Source organism: Micromonospora sp. NPDC049060, assembly GCF_040649055.1.
In the GTDB taxonomy this organism is placed as follows: domain Bacteria; phylum Actinomycetota; class Actinomycetes; order Mycobacteriales; family Micromonosporaceae; genus Micromonospora; species Micromonospora reichwaldensis.
Window position 1 is genome coordinate 13060 of the sequence record NZ_JBEZEV010000044.1, and the last position, 15768, is coordinate 28827.

The 15768-nt window shown below is 73.7% G+C and carries 13 protein-coding genes and 1 pseudogene; 4 read left to right on the top strand and 10 right to left on the bottom strand.

Going from position 1 to position 15768, the window contains the following annotated elements:
* Positions 1 to 140: 140 nt before the first annotated feature.
* Both AB0B83_RS17485 and AB0B83_RS17490 read right to left on the bottom strand, forming a co-directional pair.
* On the bottom strand, positions 141 to 944 hold the full coding sequence (locus AB0B83_RS17485; RefSeq protein WP_357579080.1) for an SGNH/GDSL hydrolase family protein: 804 nt from the start codon (positions 942 to 944) through the stop codon (positions 141 to 143).
* Positions 933 to 1993, bottom strand: a pseudogene (locus AB0B83_RS17490) (SGNH/GDSL hydrolase family protein); the annotation flags it as partial. The pseudogene AB0B83_RS17490 and the gene AB0B83_RS17485, both read right to left, overlap by 12 nt.
* Positions 1994 to 2141: 148 nt before the next feature.
* Between AB0B83_RS17490 and AB0B83_RS17495 the strand changes: the two are divergent.
* Complete coding sequence (locus AB0B83_RS17495) at positions 2142 to 2498, top strand: YkvA family protein (RefSeq protein ID WP_357579061.1); 357 nt, start codon at positions 2142 to 2144, stop codon at positions 2496 to 2498.
* A 77-nt stretch (positions 2499 to 2575) separates the two neighbouring features.
* On the top strand, positions 2576 to 3946 hold the full coding sequence (locus AB0B83_RS17500; RefSeq protein WP_132233468.1) for a cystathionine beta-synthase: 1371 nt from the start codon (positions 2576 to 2578) through the stop codon (positions 3944 to 3946).
* A 51-nt stretch (positions 3947 to 3997) separates the two neighbouring features.
* Here AB0B83_RS17500 and AB0B83_RS17505 read toward each other — a convergent pair whose 3' ends face one another.
* The 8 genes from AB0B83_RS17505 to AB0B83_RS17540 form a co-directional block, all read right to left on the bottom strand.
* Positions 3998 to 4507 carry a GNAT family N-acetyltransferase gene (locus AB0B83_RS17505; RefSeq protein WP_357579062.1) on the bottom strand — a complete coding sequence of 170 codons (510 nt, stop codon included), beginning with the start codon at positions 4505 to 4507 and terminating at the stop codon, positions 3998 to 4000.
* The gene (locus AB0B83_RS17510; RefSeq protein ID WP_357579063.1) at positions 4504 to 5433 is read right to left on the bottom strand and encodes a ribonuclease Z; all 930 of its coding nucleotides are present in this window, start codon (positions 5431 to 5433) and stop codon (positions 4504 to 4506) included. Before AB0B83_RS17510 ends, AB0B83_RS17505 begins: the two co-directional genes overlap by 4 nt.
* Positions 5434 to 5783: 350 nt before the next feature.
* A complete protein-coding gene (locus AB0B83_RS17515) occupies positions 5784 to 6968 on the bottom strand; it encodes an osmoprotectant NAGGN system M42 family peptidase (protein WP_357579064.1) in 1185 nt (394 codons plus the stop codon).
* Positions 6965 to 8779, bottom strand: a complete 1815-nt coding sequence (gene ngg, locus AB0B83_RS17520; protein ID WP_357579065.1) for an N-acetylglutaminylglutamine synthetase — start codon at positions 8777 to 8779, stop codon at positions 6965 to 6967. Before ngg ends, AB0B83_RS17515 begins: the two co-directional genes overlap by 4 nt.
* Positions 8776 to 10566: an N-acetylglutaminylglutamine amidotransferase gene (locus AB0B83_RS17525; RefSeq protein WP_357579066.1), complete on the bottom strand. Its 1791-nt coding sequence runs from the start codon at positions 10564 to 10566 to the stop codon at positions 8776 to 8778. Before AB0B83_RS17525 ends, ngg begins: the two co-directional genes overlap by 4 nt.
* A 258-nt stretch (positions 10567 to 10824) precedes the next feature.
* The gene (locus AB0B83_RS17530; protein ID WP_357579067.1) at positions 10825 to 11067 is read right to left on the bottom strand and encodes a YciI family protein; all 243 of its coding nucleotides are present in this window, start codon (positions 11065 to 11067) and stop codon (positions 10825 to 10827) included.
* A gap of 264 nt (positions 11068 to 11331) precedes the next feature.
* Positions 11332 to 12003: a peptide-methionine (S)-S-oxide reductase MsrA gene (gene msrA / locus AB0B83_RS17535; protein ID WP_357579068.1), complete on the bottom strand. Its 672-nt coding sequence runs from the start codon at positions 12001 to 12003 to the stop codon at positions 11332 to 11334.
* A gap of 646 nt (positions 12004 to 12649) precedes the next feature.
* The gene (locus AB0B83_RS17540; RefSeq protein WP_357579069.1) at positions 12650 to 13060 is read right to left on the bottom strand and encodes an HIT family protein; all 411 of its coding nucleotides are present in this window, start codon (positions 13058 to 13060) and stop codon (positions 12650 to 12652) included.
* A 121-nt stretch (positions 13061 to 13181) separates the two neighbouring features.
* Between AB0B83_RS17540 and AB0B83_RS17545 the strand changes: the two genes are divergently transcribed.
* A complete protein-coding gene (locus AB0B83_RS17545; protein ID WP_121396518.1) occupies positions 13182 to 14324 on the top strand; it encodes a cystathionine gamma-synthase in 1143 nt (380 codons plus the stop codon).
* Between the two features lie 15 nt (positions 14325 to 14339).
* Positions 14340 to 15737 carry an amidase family protein gene (locus tag AB0B83_RS17550; RefSeq protein WP_357579070.1) on the top strand — a complete coding sequence of 466 codons (1398 nt, stop codon included), beginning with the start codon at positions 14340 to 14342 and terminating at the stop codon, positions 15735 to 15737.
* Positions 15738 to 15768 lie beyond the last annotated feature (31 nt).

The window sequence follows — 15768 nt, forward strand, 5'->3', positions numbered from 1 at the left end:
CGGGAAATGTCACGCCCGGCGGGACAGCGGGGACGGCCGCCGGGTCAGTGCCGGGAGCCGGCCGCAGTGCCCGGCCGGGACGGCGGGTGGATCAGCGCCGGCAAAGCGGGCACCGCGTCCGGGCGGGGGCGGCCGGCGGGTCACTGCCGGGAGGCGACCGCCGCGGCGGCGGCGACGGCCGGCAGCAGGGCGTGCGCCCAGACCCGGTAGCCGTCGGCGGAGGGGTGGTAGCCGTCGTGGCAGAGCGTCCCGGCGTCGGCCCGGAACACGGCGCCGGTCTCGGTGGCCAGGTCGACCACCGTGCCGCCGGCGTCGAGCACCGCCGCCGCCTGGGCGCGGGCCACCCGCCGCCCCGACCAGCCGACCACGGTGCGCAGCGGCGGCGCGATGGCGCGTACGGCGCCCAGGTCGGGGCACGTGCCGACGACCACCTCCACCCGGGCCTCGCGGAGCCGGTGCACGGCCGCCCCGAGGTAGGCGGCGGCCTCCACCGGGCGACGCAGGGTGGTGGCGTCGTTCGCCCCGATCAGGATCACCGCCACGTCGGGGCGCTCGCCGAGCAGCGCCCGGGCCACCTGGGTGGCCAGGTCGGTCGAGCGTGAGCCGGAGACGCCGACGCTGGACAGGTGCACCCGGCGACCGCTCGGGCCCTCGGCGAGCAGGTTGGCCAGCTGCCCACCGATGGTCTCGTCGAGGCGGCCGACCCCGACGCCGAGGGCGGACGAGTCGCCGAGCAGCACCAGGCGAAGCGGTGGCGCGTCGGCCCGTCCGACCGTGGCGCGCAGGGCGAGCGCCAGCTCCGGCTGGGCGTACCGGCGGTGCCGGGCGGCGAAGGCCTGACCGGCGAGGACGGCGGCGCCGCCGACCGTGCCGGCGATGAGGCTGAGCGTCGCCGCCCGGCCCAGTCGATTGGCGAGCCCCGAGGGGATGAAGCGCTCGCTCATGCCAGTCCCTCCAGTGTGGGTGAGTCGGCGGCGGGGCTGGGCTGCGGCGCCGCGCCGACACCGAAGAAGGCCCGTCGGCGCAGTTGCGCCCACCGGCCGGCGGGGCCGCGCTCGCGCCCCCTGACCCGGGTGCCGCTGACCTCGGTGCCCGCGTGGCGGGCCGCCTCCTGGGCGGCCTGCGGCAGCGAGCGCACGCCCTCGTCCCGGACGAGGGTCGGGCGGCGTTCCTGCCCCGCGCCGAGCGCGGACAGCACGGTCGGCAGCAGTGCGGCGGCGGCCATCGCGTAGCCCTCCGCCGAGGGGTGGAAACGGTCCCAGGCGAACATCCGGGTCGGCTCCGCCGTGAACCGGGGACCGAGCAGGTCGCCGAGGGAGACCGTCCAGCCGCCGGCCTCGACCACGGCCACCGTCTGGGCGGCGGCGAGCTGCCGGCTCCAGTGCCGGGCCAGCCACCGCAGCGGCGGCTGGATCGGCCGGATCGCGCCCAGGTCGGGGCAGGTGCCGACGACCACCTCGCAGCCGGCCGCGCGCAGCGTGCGGACCGCGTCGACCAGGTAGCGCACCGCCAGGGCGAACGGTGCGCGGTTGGTCACGTCGTTGCCGCCGATCAGGATCACCGCGACGTCGGGCTGGCACTCCAGCGCCGCCTCCACCTGGTGTCGCAGCACTGCCGAGATGGCGCCCACCACGGCGAAGCGGTGCAGCCGGACGGGGCGTTGCAGGCGGCGGGACAGCCCGGTGGCGAGCAGGGCGCCGGGCGTCTCCCGGCGGCGGTGCACGCCGTAGCCGGCGGCCGACGAGTCGCCGAGCACGACGACGGTGACCGGCGGGCCGGGCAGCTTCGCGCCGTAGACGCCGTCGCAGCGCGGCGGGGGCGCCTCGGCCATCGGGATCGTGCGGCGGGCCTGCCGGGCCTGCCCGAGGAGCACGCCGCCGGTCGCCACCACGGCCGCGGCGGTGGCGCCCGTGCCGATCGCCGCGAGGCGGGCGACCTGCCGGGCGCGCTGCCAGCGCGGACCAACCGGGACGACGGAACCAGCGACCCCCATACAGCGACATTATCGCGCCGGCACGACACACCGCTGTCGTCGTGTCGGCTCGCGGGTGCCTGGAAGCCGACGCTCCTGGGTACCTGTACGGGTGACCGGGGGCCGGTTGCGCGGGCACGCCACCCTGGCACGTGGAGAGGGGCCGAACATGGGGAAGACATTGAAGCGCACGGCGGCGTTCAGCGCGCTGGCCCGGGCACTCGCGGCCGGGTCGCGGGGCGGGCCGTCGCTCGGGGCGCGGCTTGGCGCGCTGCCGCGGATGATCCGGGCCACCACCCGGGGGGAGTACAACGGCGGCCTGCGGCTGGCCCTGATGACCGCGGCGACGGCGTACATCGTCTCGCCGGTCGATCTGCTCCCCGAGATCCCGCTGGCGATCTTCGGGCTGGCCGACGACGCGGTCATGGTGACCTGGCTGGCCGGCAGCGTGCTGGCCGAGACCGAGCGGTTCCTGGAGTGGGAGGCGCGGCGCAGCTCGGTGATCCCCGGGCACGTGGCGTCCTGAACCCACGTACCCTGGGGCGTCGAGAAGACGTCTGCCCGGCCGCCGCCGGCGGCGCCGGAGGAGAAGGGCACAACGAGGTGCGGTACTACGACAACGTCGTCGAGCTGATCGGCAACACCCCGCTGGTACGGCTGCGCAACGTCACGGCCGGGATCCAGGCCACCGTGCTGGCGAAGGTGGAGTACCTCAACCCGGGCGGCTCGGTGAAGGACCGGATCGCGCTGCGGATGGTGGAGGACGCCGAGAAGGCGGGCATCCTCCAGCCGGGCGGCACGATCGTCGAGCCGACCAGCGGAAACACCGGCGTCGGACTGGCGCTGGTGGCGCAACTGCGGGGCTACAGGTGTGTCTTCGTCTGCCCCGACAAGGTCAGCCAGGACAAGCAGGACGTGCTGCGCGCGTACGGCGCGGAGGTGGTGGTCTGCCCGACCGCCGTCGCGCCGGAGGACCCGCGCTCCTACTACAACGTCTCCGACCGGCTGGCCCGGGAGATCCCCGGCGCGTGGAAGCCCAACCAGTACAGCAACCCGGCCAACCCGCGCTCGCACTACGAGACCACCGGCCCCGAGCTGTGGGAGCAGACCGGGGGCGAGCTCACCCACTTCGTGGCGGGCGTCGGCACCGGCGGCACCATCTCCGGCATCGGGCGCTACCTGAAGGAGGCGTCGGAGGGGCGGGTCAAGGTCGTCGGCGCCGACCCGGAGGGTTCCGTCTACTCCGGCGGCACCGGCCGGCCGTACCTGGTCGAGGGGGTCGGCGAGGACTTCTGGCCGGAGACGTACGACCGGGGTGTCGCCGACGAGATCATCGAGGTCTCCGACAAGGCGTCCTTCGAGATGACCCGGCGGTTGGCGCGCGAGGAGGGGCTGCTGGTCGGCGGCTCCTGCGGGATGGCCGTCGTGGCCGCCCTGGAGGTGGCCCGCAAGGCCGGCCCGGACGACGTGGTCGTGGTGCTGCTGCCGGACAGCGGCAAGGGCTACCTGTCCAAGATCTTCAACGACACCTGGATGGCCCGGTACGGCTTCCTGGACAACTCGGGCACCGAGCCGACGGTCGCCGACGCGCTCGCCGGCAAGCCGGGCGGCCTGCCCGAGCTGGTGCACGTGCACCCGACCGAGACGGTCCGCGACGCGATCGACTACATGCGCGAGTACGGCGTCTCGCAGCTCCCGGTGCTCAAGGCCGAGCCGCCGGTGGTGACCGGCGAGGTGGCCGGCTCGATCGCCGAGAAGGACCTGCTCGACGCGCTCTTCACCGGCCAGGCGCACCTGCACGACACCATCGAGCGGCACATGGCCGAGCCGCTGCCGATGATCGGCGGCGGGCAGCCGGTGAGCGAGGCGGTCGGCCTGCTGGAGAAGTCCGACGCCGCCCTGGTGCTGGTCGACGGCAAGCCGAAGGGCGTCCTCACCCGGCAGGACCTGCTGGCCCACCTCGGCGCCCGCTGACGTGTCAGGAAGGGCCCCTTGTTGACGCTATGCGTTAGCAGGGGCCCTTCCTTACACCTGGCGGGCGTAGCGGAGCTGGGGGGTGAGCAGCCCGCCGATGTGCTCGTCGCGTTCGGTGCCGGTGGGGGTCCAGCCGCCGCGCTCGTAGAAGCGCCGGGCGTGCGCGTTGTCCCGCAGCACCCAGAGCACCGCGCGGGACCAGCCGCGGGCGCGCATGGCGTCCAGGGCGTCGACCATCAGGGTGCGCCCGGTGCCCCGGCCCCGTTCGGCGGGTTCGAGGTGGATGGCGTTGAGCAGGCCGGTCACCGGGTCGCCCTCGTCGTCCGGGCCGAGATAGCTGAAGCCGACCAGCCGGCCGGCGCGCTCGGCCACCGTCATCCGGTGCTCGTCCCGCTCCCACGTCCACCGCTCGGTCCAGTACGCGCCCATCGCCTCTGGCGTCGGGTCGGCCAGCGCCCGCGCCGGCAGGAAGGACGCGTAGGCGGCGACCCGGGAACGCTGGTGCAGCGCGCCCACCGTCATCAGGTCGTCGACGGTGGCGGGGCGCAGGGTGACCGTCACCCGGCCGAGGCTACCCGCCGGGGCGGGACCTGCACGGTCGTCAGGTCCTCGGCGATCACCAGGTCGCCGTCGAAGTGCGCGCGGGCCTCGTCTGCGAAGCGGGCCGGGTCGGCGTACCGCTGGGAGAAGTGGGTGAGCACGAGCCGGCGTACGCCCGACTCGGCCGCCACCCGCGCGGCCTGGCCCGCCGTGAGGTGGCCGACCTCGGCGGCCAGCGCGGCCTCCGAGTCGAGGAACGTCGACTCGATGACCAGCAGGTCGGCGTGCTCGGCGAGGGCGTACACCCCGTCGCAGAGGCCGGTGTCCATGACGAAGGCGAACCGCTGCCCGGGCCGGGGCACGCTCACCTCGTCGCGGGTGACGCGGCGCCCGTCGACGTCGAGGTGGCCGACGCGGATCAGCTCCCCGACCGCCGGCCCGGCGATGCCGTACGTGGCCAGCCGCTCCGGCAACATCCGGCAGCCGTCCGGCTCGACGAGCCGGTAGCCGTACGTCTCGATCGGGTGCCGCAGCCGGCGGGCCTCCAGCGTGCCGACGCCCAGCGCGATGCGCTGCCCGTCGGCCTCGATCGGTTCGACGCGCAGCTCGGCGGTCTCGTGGAAGCTGGCGGCGTGCCGCAGCCGGGCGAAGTATTCCGCGCCGCCGGCCGGGAAGTGCACCGCCACCGGGTGCGGCACCCGGTCGAGGGAGAGCCGCTGGATGGTGCCGGGCAGGCCGAGGCAGTGGTCGCCGTGGAAGTGGGTGACGCAGATCCGGGTCAGGTCGGTGGCGGTGACCGTGGTGTGCAGGAGCTGCCGCTGGCTGCCCTCGCCCGGGTCGAAGAGGATCACCTCGTCGTCCCAGCGCAGCACGTACCCGTTGTGGTTGCGCTGCCGGGTGGGGGCCTGGCTGGCCGTGCCGAGCACCACCAGCTCGCGCATCGACACGGTGACCTCCGGCTGCGTCGGCCACCCGGCCTGCGGAAAAGGGTCGACCCCCGGGGCTTCCATGCTCGCGCACGGGCCGGCTGGACTGGGCCGGCACCCCGGGGGTCGGGTGGCTGTCGTGGTTTCGCCGCACCGCTGCCACACGGTCTCGACGATGGTGCTGTGTTTGCCCGCCTCGCGGCGGACGGTTTCACTGTCGAGGACAGCGGCTAGCGGACAGCCACCTCACGAGTCCGATTGCTATACAAGTCTGGACCACCTCCTTTCCCGTGTACCGCCACGCTATCCAGCCCTCGCGCCGCCGGCAACGGATTTCGATCACACGGCGCCGGGGAATGGCGGGCCGGCGCTCAGGTGTTCTCGGCGATGCCGATCGGGCCCTCGCGGGGACCCTCCTCGCTGGCCGGCTGCACGGCAAGCGACGGGAAGTCGGCCAGGTCGCCCTCCGGCTCGGCGTCCCACTCGGGGAAGACCAGGTCGCTCTGGAGGTAGAGGCAGAGCAGCTGGGTGAGCTGGCGCAGGCCCTCCAGGTGGGTGCGCTCGTGCCCGTGGGTGGCGTCCACGCCGAAGCCGAGCAGCGCCACCCGGGCGTGCGCGCCGGCCTCCACCGCCGCCGCCACGTCCGAGCGGTAGTACTCGAAGACGTCCCGGACCAGGTCCACCCCGTGCTCGGCGGCGATCGAGGCCAGGTTGCGGGTCAGGTGGTAGTCGAACGGGCCTACGCCGTCGCCCATGGCCAGCGTGGCCGCGTCCTCGCGGGACTGCTGGCCGGGCGCCACCACCGCCGCGTCCACGGAGACGATCTCCGCCACGTCGGGGTCGAGCCCGTGCGACGCCCCGTGCCCGATCTCCTCGGTCACGGTGACCAGCAGGTGCGCGGTGACCGCCGGGCGTACGCCGGCGTCGACCATCGCCTTGAGGGCGGTGAGGACCGCCGCCACGCCTGCCTTGTCGTCCAGGTGCCGGGACTTGACGTACCCGCTGGGGGTGATCGTCGGGTTCGGCAGGAACGCCACGAAGTCGCCCGCGTCGATGCCGAGGGCGCGCAGCCCGGCCACGTCCTCGACCGGCTCGTCGACCCGTACCTCCACGTGCTGCCAGCCGACGCCCTGGAGGTCCACGTCGTCGTTGTAGCGGTGGCCGCTGGCCTTGAGCGGCAGCACCTGGCCGGTGATCACCCGCTCCAGGTCGTCGGTGAAGATCCGCACGTGGGCGCCCTCGGCGAACCGGGCGCTGTGCGTACCGATCGTCTTCAGCTCCAGCCGGCCGTTCTCCTTCATCCGCTTCACCATGCCGCCGATGGTGTCGGTGTGCACCACGATCGCGCGGTCGGCGCCCGTCGAGCGGGGGCCGGGCAGGCAGGCGCTGAGCGCGCCGCGGCGGGTCAGCGTGGAGGGGATGCCGAGCGCGGAGAGCCGCTCGCCGACGTACTGCTGCACGTGGTCCGTACGCCCCGACGGGCTCGGGATCTCCAGCAGCTCCACCAGCACCTGGCGCAGGTAGTCCAGGTCGATCTCCAGGGGCCTCGGGCTCACGCGGCACCTCCCGGGCCGGCCGGGGTCCAGAGCCGCTGCGGTGCCCGGGTGCCGGGGAAGAGCAGGTCCACGAAGCGCTCGGCGGTCGGCTGCGGCTCGTGGTTGGCCAGGCCGGGCCGCTCGTTGGCCTCGATGAACACGTGCTCCGGCCGGTCCGGGGCGCCGACCAGCAGGTCCAGCCCGGTGACCGGGATGTCCAGCGCCCGGCTGGCCGCCACGCACGCCTCGGCGATCGCCGGGTGCAGCTCGGCGGTGACGTCGTGGATGGTGCCGCCGGTGTGCAGGTTCGCGGTCCGGCGTACGGCCAGCACCTGCCCCTCGGGCAGCACGTCGTGCAGCTCGTGGCCGGCCTCGGCGAGCACGTCGCGGGTCATGTCGTCGAGCGGGATGCGGGACTCGCCACCGGTGGCGGCGGCCCGGCGGCGGCTCTGCCGCTCGATCAGCTCGGCGATGTCGTGCACCCCGTCGCCGGTGATCGAGGCGGGGCGCCGGACGGCGGCAGCCACCACCTCGTGGTCGATGACGACGACGCGCAGGTCCTCGCCGGCGCGCATCTCCTCGATCAGCACGTCGGGACAGAACCGGGCGGCCAGCTCGACGGCGGCGGCCAGCGCCTCGGGGGTGCGTACGCCCACCGTGATGCCGTTGCCCTGCTCGCCGCGCGCCGGCTTGACCACCACCCGGCCGACCTCGGCGAGGAACGCGGTGTCGTCCTCGTCGCCGGTGGCGGTCCGGCCGCGCGGCACGGAGAGCCCCGCCTCGGTGAGGATCCGGCGGGTGACCCGCTTGTCATCGCAGCGGCTCATCGCCACCGCCGAGGTCAGCTCCGACAGCGACTCGCGGGTCAGCACGGTCCGCCCGCCGCTGCTCAGCCGCAGCTCACCCCAGGCGGGGTCGGTCACCTCCACCCGGATGCCGCGCCGCATCGCCTCGTCGGCGACGATCCTGGCGTACGGGTTGAGCTGGTCGTACCCCTCGGGCATGGCGGGCAGGAAGAGCCGCTCGTTGATCGGGTTCTTCCGCTTCACGCAGAGCGTCGCCGTGCGGTAGAAGCCGAGCCGCTCGTAGAGCCGGATCGCCCCGCCGTTCTCGGCGAGCACGGACAGGTCCACGTACGCCCGGCCCCGCTCGACCAGCCGGGCGGCCAGCGCGGTGATCAGCGCCTGGCCGGTGCCCGGCGGCGCGGTGTTGAAGTCGACGGTGAGGCACCACAGGCTGGCGCCGTTCTCCGGGTCGTCGAAGACCGCGACGTGGTCGACGCCGGTGATGGTGCCGACGACCTCGCCGGTGGCGTCCTCGGCGACCAGGTGCAGGAACCGGTCGGTACGCGCGTTGGCAACGAGCACGTCGACCCCGGCGGTGACCATGCCGTTGCGGGCGTAGATCCGGTTGACCGCGTCCGCGTCGGCGGCGTCGGCCAGGGGGCGGATGGTCAGCCCCGGCACGTCGCCGTCGCCGGTCGGGCGGTCACCGTCGAGCGGCAGCCGATAGGTCAGCGACGGATCGATGAACAGCTCGTCGGGCAGCCGGGACACCAGCACGTGCGGGTCGCGCAGGTAGATGCAGATGTCCCGGGAGCCGGCGGCCTCGGAACGCAGCACGGCGGCGACGGCGGCCTGGTCGACGAAGGTCTGCCCGAAGACGAGCCGCCCCCAGCCGCAGTCCAGCACCACGTCGGTGTGGCCCTCCCGGGTCGGCGGCTCCGCCGGCTCCGGCGCCATCGGATCGCCGCCGGGGCCCACCCGCTCCCGTCGCCGGCTGTTGCGCGACCGGTCGGTACGGGCCGCGCCGGTCGCCAGGGTGTCGGTCACGGTGAGTCGATTCCGTGGCTCTGGAGCCACATTTCCAGGAGTCCGAGTTGCCACAGCTTGTTTCCGTTCAACGGGGTCAGTTCGGCGTTCGGGTCGGCGAGCAGGGCGTCGACGTAGTCGGCGCGGAACAGGTCGCGGCGGCGGGCCTCGGGCGCGGAGAGCGCGTCGCGTACCCGGTCGAGGAGTTTGCCCTCCAGGTGGGTGAGGCCGGGTACGGGGAAGTAGCCCTTCGGCCGGTCGATGACCTCGTGCGGCAGCACCCGGCGGCCGATCTCCTTGAGCACGCCCTTGCCGCCCTGCGCCAGCTTCAGCTCCGGCGGGCAGCTCGCGGCGAGCTCGACGAACTCGTGGTCGAGGAACGGCACGCGGGCCTCCAGCCCGTGCGCCATCGTCATGTTGTCCACCCGCTTGACCGGGTCGTCGGTCAGCATGACCTGGGTGTCGATCCGCAGGCCGGCGTCGACGGCGGTCTCCGCCCCGGCCCGGCCGAGGTGCGCGGCCACGAACTCCCGCGCCGGGTCGCCGTCGGTCAGCCAGGCCGGGTTCAGCACCCGGGCCAGCCCGGCCGCGTCCCGGTCGAAGAAGGCCCCGGCGTACGTGTCGAGCGCGCGGTCCCGGCCGACCCGGGCGAGCGGCGGGTACCAGTGGTAGCCGCCGAGGATCTCGTCCGCGCCCTGGCCGGACTGGACGACCTTGACGTGCTGCGACACCACCTCGCTGAGCAGGTAGAACGCCACGCAGTCGTGGCTGACCATCGGCTCGGACATCGCGGCGACGGCCGCCTCCAGCGGCGGCACCAGGTCGGCGGCGGCCACCCGAATCTGGTGGTGGTCGGTGCCGAACGTCTTCGCGACGAGGTCGGAGTAGCGGAACTCGTCGCCCTCCCGGCCGCCGACCGCGTCGAAGCCGATGGAGAAGGTGGACAGCCCGCGCTGGCCCTCGCCGGCGAGCAGGGCGACCACCAGGCTGGAGTCCAGCCCGCCGGAGAGCAGGACGCCGACCGGCACGTCGGCGACCATCCGCCGCCGTACGGCGGTGGTCAGCGACTCCAGCAGGGCGTCCTGCCAGTCCTTCTCGGACCAGCCGGCCCGCTCGGCGGAGCGGGTGAAGGACGGGTCCCAGTAGACCCGCTCGGAGGTGCGGCCGTCCGCCTCGTAGACCCGTACGGTCGCCGGGGGCAGCTTGGTGACGCCGCGCAGGATGGTGCGCGGCGGCGGCACGATGCTGTGGAAGCTCAGGTAGTGCGCGAGCGCGACCGGGTCGATGCCGGTGTCGACGCCGCCCCCGGCCAGCAGCGCGGGCAGGGTGCTGGCGAAGCGCACCGCGCCGGGCGTCTCGGCCAGGTAGAGCGGCTTGATGCCGAGCCGGTCCCGGGCCAGCACCAGCCGGCCGGTGTCCCGCTCGCTGATCGCCACGGCGAACATGCCGATCAGGTGGTCGACGAAGTCGAGCCCCCACTCCGCGTACGCCTTGAGCACGACCTCGCTGTCGCCGGAGGAGAAGAACCGGTGGCCCTTGGCCTGGAGTTCCTCGCGCAGCTCGCGGTAGTTGTAGATGCACCCGTTGAAGACGCCGGTCAGTCCCGCACCGGGGTCGACCAGCGGTTGCCCGCTCGCTGCGGAGAGGTCGATGATCTTCAGGCGGCGGTGTCCGAGGGCCGTCGGGCCCTGGGCCCAGACGCCGCTGTCGTCGGGCCCCCGGTCGCTCATCGTGGCCGCCATGCGCTCCACCGCCGACACGTCGGCGCGTGAGCCGTCACGGCGGAACTCTCCCGCAAGTCCGCACATGCCAGGCAATGCTGCCAGAGGGCTACGAGGATTGCCCGTTGAGCTGATAACAGTTTCTTGAAGTTTTGCTACACTGCTCGATTCCGTCACGGCACGTGTCGGCTCCGGTGGCGGACCGCGTCAGGAGTGGCGGATGGGGCGGTTTCCGCCCGGCGGCGGATGTGATCGATTGCTCAGTTCCGCAAGCGCGGAGGCCGGCGCGACCGATGCCGCGCCGGCCTCCGTGACGATGCTGGGGTTGCCGTGTCGACTCCCCACTCACTCGTCACCGGGTTGCGGGAGGTGGCCGAACCGTCGGACCTCCTGGGGCCAGCCGCATGCCTCCGCGAGCCTGCCGGCCCACATCCGGGCCGTTTCCACGTCGGCCACGTCCACCACGGTCAGCCCGCCCAGCCACTCCTTGGTCTCGACGTAGGGCCCGTCGGTGAACACCAAGGTGCCGCTCGTGGCGTCGGCACTGAAGACGGGGGTGTCCCCTTCCTCCAGGCCCCCGGCGAACACGTACGCCCCGGCCCGCCTTCATCTCGTCCACGACCGCCTTGGCGAGTGGCCCGCGCGCGCGAAACCACTCCTCAGTGTGGTCGCCCACCCACTGCTGGTTGAAGTAGATGAGGTACTCGGCCATGTCTGCTCCCTCGCCTCGGGCGGACCTTTGTCTGCCACCATCTCCGCTACGAACGGCGTCGAGCGGATACGACACTCAGGCAGGAAATTTCCACGTCGGTGTCGGCGGGGGAGCGGTGGCGGCCGGCTCTGCCCAGGAGACTAGTGAAGGTCGGACGGCACCCGGGCGACGCCGACCGGGCAGCTGAGCCCGTTCGGGCCGTGGTTGCAGTAACCGTTCGGGTTCTTCGTGGGCGCCAGATACTGCTGGTGCATGTCCTCGGCGAAGTAGTACTGGCCGAGCCGGTCGATCTCGGTGGTGATCTCGCCCTTGCCGGCCCGCGCCACGATCGGTGCGAACGCGTCCCGGGACGCCTGGGCGGTGGCGAGCTGCTCGTCCGTGGTTACGTAGATCGTCGACCGGTACTGGGTGCCCACGTCGTTGCCCTGGCGCATGCCCTGGGTCGGGTCGTGGTTCTCCCAGAAGACCTTCAGCAGGTCCTCGTAGCTGATCGTGGCGGGGTCGTAGACCACCTGGACCACCTCGGCGTGCCCCGTCATCCCCGAGCACACCTCCTCGTACGTCGGGTTCGGCGTGATGCCGCCCGCGTAGCCGGCGGACGTGGTGATCACACCCGGCAGCGTCCAGAACAGCCGCTCGGCCCCCCAGAAGCAGCCCATGCCGAACACGGCCACCTGTGCGCCCTCCGGGAAGGGACCCTTGAGCGGGGTGCCCAGCACCTCGTGCCGGTCCGCGATCGGCATCGCGATCAGGCGACCCGGCAGGGCCTGGTCGGAGGTGGGCAGTTCGGCCTTCATACGGCGCAGGAACACGGTGGGACTCCTCTCGTATTTCTCCCAGCGTGCAACACCGCCGGACCCGCCTTCCTTACCCGCTCCACCCACACTCAGGCGACCGCCGCCCACGAGAAGGTCACAGTCGTCCCCGGGCGGTGATGGCGCGCCCGGGCCGGTCACGCCTGCCGCCCGCTCCGTCACTCCTGGTGACATGGCTCGCCGGCTGCGCCTTCCTCGCCTCACCCGCTTTGCTCTGCATCCCTATATGCAACAGTCACTCTGGGTGGTGACTGGTCCTGTCGTGGCGACGCGGGCGTTTCGTGTCCTGGCAGGTCAGCGGCCTGGTGCGGATATGGCTGCAGAGCAAAGGGCGCGAGATGGCACCCCGAGCGCCCCGGGCGTCCGTCGCAGAGCGTGACGCATGGCCATCGCTACCGTGCGTGACGAAGGATGTCGAGAGGTGCACACCAAAGGGTCCTGCCGCCCTGACTAGCTCCCCGCCGCCCGCCCGCCACGCCTGCCTGGCTTGGCGTGGGCTGTCGCGTTCGCGCCGGTTCTCCGCCCGCTCCGGCTGGCCTCCGCCGGCCCCGCTGGCCTCTGCCCGCTCCGCTGGCCTCTGCCCGCTCCGCTGGCCCCGCTGGCATCCGCCGGCCTCCGCCCGCTGCGTGCGGCATGGTGCGCGTCAGAGGGCTGCGGTGATGCGGGCGGCGTAGGTCTCGGCCTCGGCGTCGTCGGCGTAGCGGGTGCGCGGCCAGAAGAAGCCGCGCAGGCCGTCGCCCTTCGTCCGCGGCACGACGTGAGTGTGCAGGTGCGGGACGGACTGGGACACCTTGTTGTTCATCGCCACGAACGTGCCACCGGCCTCCGTGCCGGCCTCCACGGCGACCGCGAGCCGCCGCACCAGGCCGAAGTAGCCGGCCAGCGCCTCGGCGGGCAGGTCGGCCAGGGCGACCAGGTGCGTGCGCGGCACCACCAGCACGTGCCCCTTGAAGACCGGCCGGGTGTCCAGGAACGCCACCCCGTCGGGTTCGTCGGCGACCCGGAAGGCGGGGGTCTCGCCGGCCACGATCCCGCAGAACACGCACCCGCTCATCCGTCCAGGCTATGCCGGCCGTCCGGATGGGAGACGTCCCCGCGCCGGCCCGCCGCCGTGGGCGCGGACCCGACAGCACCGTTCCGTTCCAGCCTTCGGGACGGGGGATTAGCCTCACGGGATGAGTCACGGCTTCGACACGCTCGCCATCCACGCCGGCCAGGACCCCGAGGCCCGCACCGGCGCGGTGATCCCACCGATCTACCAGACCAGCACCTATGCCCAGGACGCCGTCGGCGCGCCCCGGCTGGGCTACGAGTACAGCCGCTCCGGCAACCCGACCCGCGACGCCCTCCAGGAGTGCCTCGCCGCGCTGGAGGGCGGCCCCGTCGGGCTCGCCTTCGCCAGCGGCCTGGCCGCCGAGGACACCCTGCTGCGTACCGTCTGCAAGCCGGGCGACCACGTGGTGATCCCCGACGACGCGTATGGCGGCACGTACCGGCTCTTCGCCCGGGTGGCCGAGCGCTGGGGGCTGGACTTCACCCCGGCGAAGGTCTCCGACCCCGACGCGATCCGGGCCGCCGTCGAGCCGGGCCGGACCCGGATCGTCTGGGTGGAGACGCCCACCAACCCGCTGCTCGGCATCGCCGACATCGCCGCGCTGGCCGGCGTCGCGCACGACGCGGGCGCCCTGCTGGTCGTCGACAACACGTTCGCCTCGCCGTACCTCCAGCAGCCGATCGCGCACGGCGCGGACGTGGTGGTGCACTCGACCACCAAGTACATCGGCGGACACTCCGACGTGGTCGGTGGCGCGCTGGTCGCGGCCGACGCCGGGCTCGGCGAGGAGCTGCGCTACCACCAGAACGCGATGGGCGCCATCAACGGGCCCTTCGACGCGTGGCTGACCCTGCGCGGCATCAAGACCCTGGGCGTACGCATGGACCGGCACTGCGACAACGCCGAGCGGATCGCGGCCTACCTGGACGGGCACGCCAAGGTCGGCCAGGTGATCTACCCGGGGCTGCCCGCGCACCCGGGGCACGAGGTGGCCGCGAAGCAGATGCGCCGCTTCGGCGGCATGATCTCGTTCCGGGCCGCCGGCGGCGAGGAGCACGCCGTCGAGATCTGCAACCGGACGAAGCTCTTCATCCTCGCCGAGTCGCTCGGCGGCGTGGAATCCCTGATCGAGCACCCGGGCCGGATGACACACGCAAGTGCTGCCGGCTCGCCGCTTGAAGTTCCCGGCGATCTCGTGCGACTGTCTGTCGGCATCGAGACGGTCGACGACCTGCTCGCCGATCTGGAGCAGGCGCTGGGCTGACCGCTGGCTGGGAGGGTGGCCGTGCAGGACATCATGCCGACCTGGGTGGGGGCGACCGCCAAGCAGATCGCCCGGGGCGTACGCCGGGGCGACGTCACGGCCACCCAGGTCGTCGCCGACCACCTGGACCACATCGCCCGGGTCGACGCCGACCTCGCCGCGTTCCGCACGGTACGCGGCGGGGAGGCGATCACCGAGGCGGAGAAGGTCGACGAGCAGGAGGACCTGGCCAACCTCCCGCTGGCCGGGGTGCCGGTGGCGGTCAAGGAGAACACCCCCGTCGCCGGGCTGCCCACCTGGAACGGGTCGGCGGCGGTGCGTACGCCGGTGGCCGAGGCCGACCACGAGGTGGTCCGGCGGCTGCGCGGTGCCGGCGCGGTGATCCTCGGGGTGACCCGGATGCCGGAGCTCGGCCTCTGGGGCCTCACCGACGACGAGACGGCCGTGACCCGCAACCCCTGGGACACCCGGCGTACCCCCGGCGGCTCGTCCGGCGGCGCGGCCGCGGCCGTGGCCGCTGGCCTGGTGCCGATCGCCCACGGCAACGACGGCCTCGGCTCGATCCGCATCCCGGCGGCCTGCTGCGGCCTGGTCGGGCTCAAGCCGGGCCGGGGCGTGGTCCCGTGCCAGCTCGGCGCGGACGACTGGTTCGGGCTCACCGAGCACGGCATGCTGACCAGCACGGTCGCCGACGCGGCCGTCGGCTTCTCGGTGCTGGCCGGCCGCCGCCCGGACAAGCTGGTGCCGCCGCAGCGGCTGCGGGTGGGCGTCTCGCTCCGCTCGCCCGTGCGGGGCGTGCACGCCGACGCGCCCAACCGGGACGCGGTCGCCGCCGCCGGGCGGCTGCTCGCGGCGGCGGGCCACGACACCGTGCCGGCCGACCCGGTCTACCCGACGGCCCTGGGCCTGCAGGGCATCGCCACCTGGTTCGCCGCCGCGGCGGCCGACGTCCGCGCCGCCGGGTTGGACCGGCGCGGCCTCCAGCGGCGCAGCCGCCGGCACGTCGCCCTCGGGGAGTGGGCGCAGCGGCGGGGGTACGTCCGGGAGGCCGACCGGGCCGCCTGGCGCGAGCGCTCGATCGGCTTCTTCGCCGACCACTCGGTCGACCTGCTGCTCACGCCCGCCCTGGCCACCGCGCCGCCGGAGGCCGGCGGCTGGTCCGGCCGGTCCTGGCGGGCCAACATGCTGACCAACGTCAGGTACGCCCCGTTCGCCGCGCCGTGGAACATCGCCGGCCTGCCCGCGCTGGTGGTGCCGGTCGGCCGCCGCCCGGACGGGCTGCCGGTCGCGGTGCAGCTGATCGGCCCGCCCGGCAGCGAGCTGCTGCTCCTCGGCGTCGCCGGCCAGTTCGAGATGCAGGCCCCCTGGTCCCGCCACGCCCCCGGCTACCCGCGGATCCCCGCCCCCGTCTGAGAGGTGGCGTGCCGCGCGTCGGCGCGGGTGG

What these genes read in the sequence shown, in the direction of transcription:
- AB0B83_RS17540 (WP_357579069.1), bottom strand. Translation starts at nt 13,060, where the DNA reads ATGAGCGGGTGCGTGTTCTGCGGGATCGTGGCCGGCGAGACCCCCGCC.
- AB0B83_RS17495 (WP_357579061.1), top strand. Translation starts at nt 2,142, where the DNA reads ATGGGGAAGACATTGAAGCGCACGGCGGCGTTCAGCGCGCTGGCCCGG.
- AB0B83_RS17545 (WP_121396518.1), top strand. Translation starts at nt 13,182, where the DNA reads ATGAGTCACGGCTTCGACACGCTCGCCATCCACGCCGGCCAGGACCCC.
- AB0B83_RS17485 (WP_357579080.1), bottom strand. Translation starts at nt 944, where the DNA reads ATGAGCGAGCGCTTCATCCCCTCGGGGCTCGCCAATCGACTGGGCCGG.
- AB0B83_RS17525 (WP_357579066.1), bottom strand. Translation starts at nt 10,566, where the DNA reads ATGTGCGGACTTGCGGGAGAGTTCCGCCGTGACGGCTCACGCGCCGAC.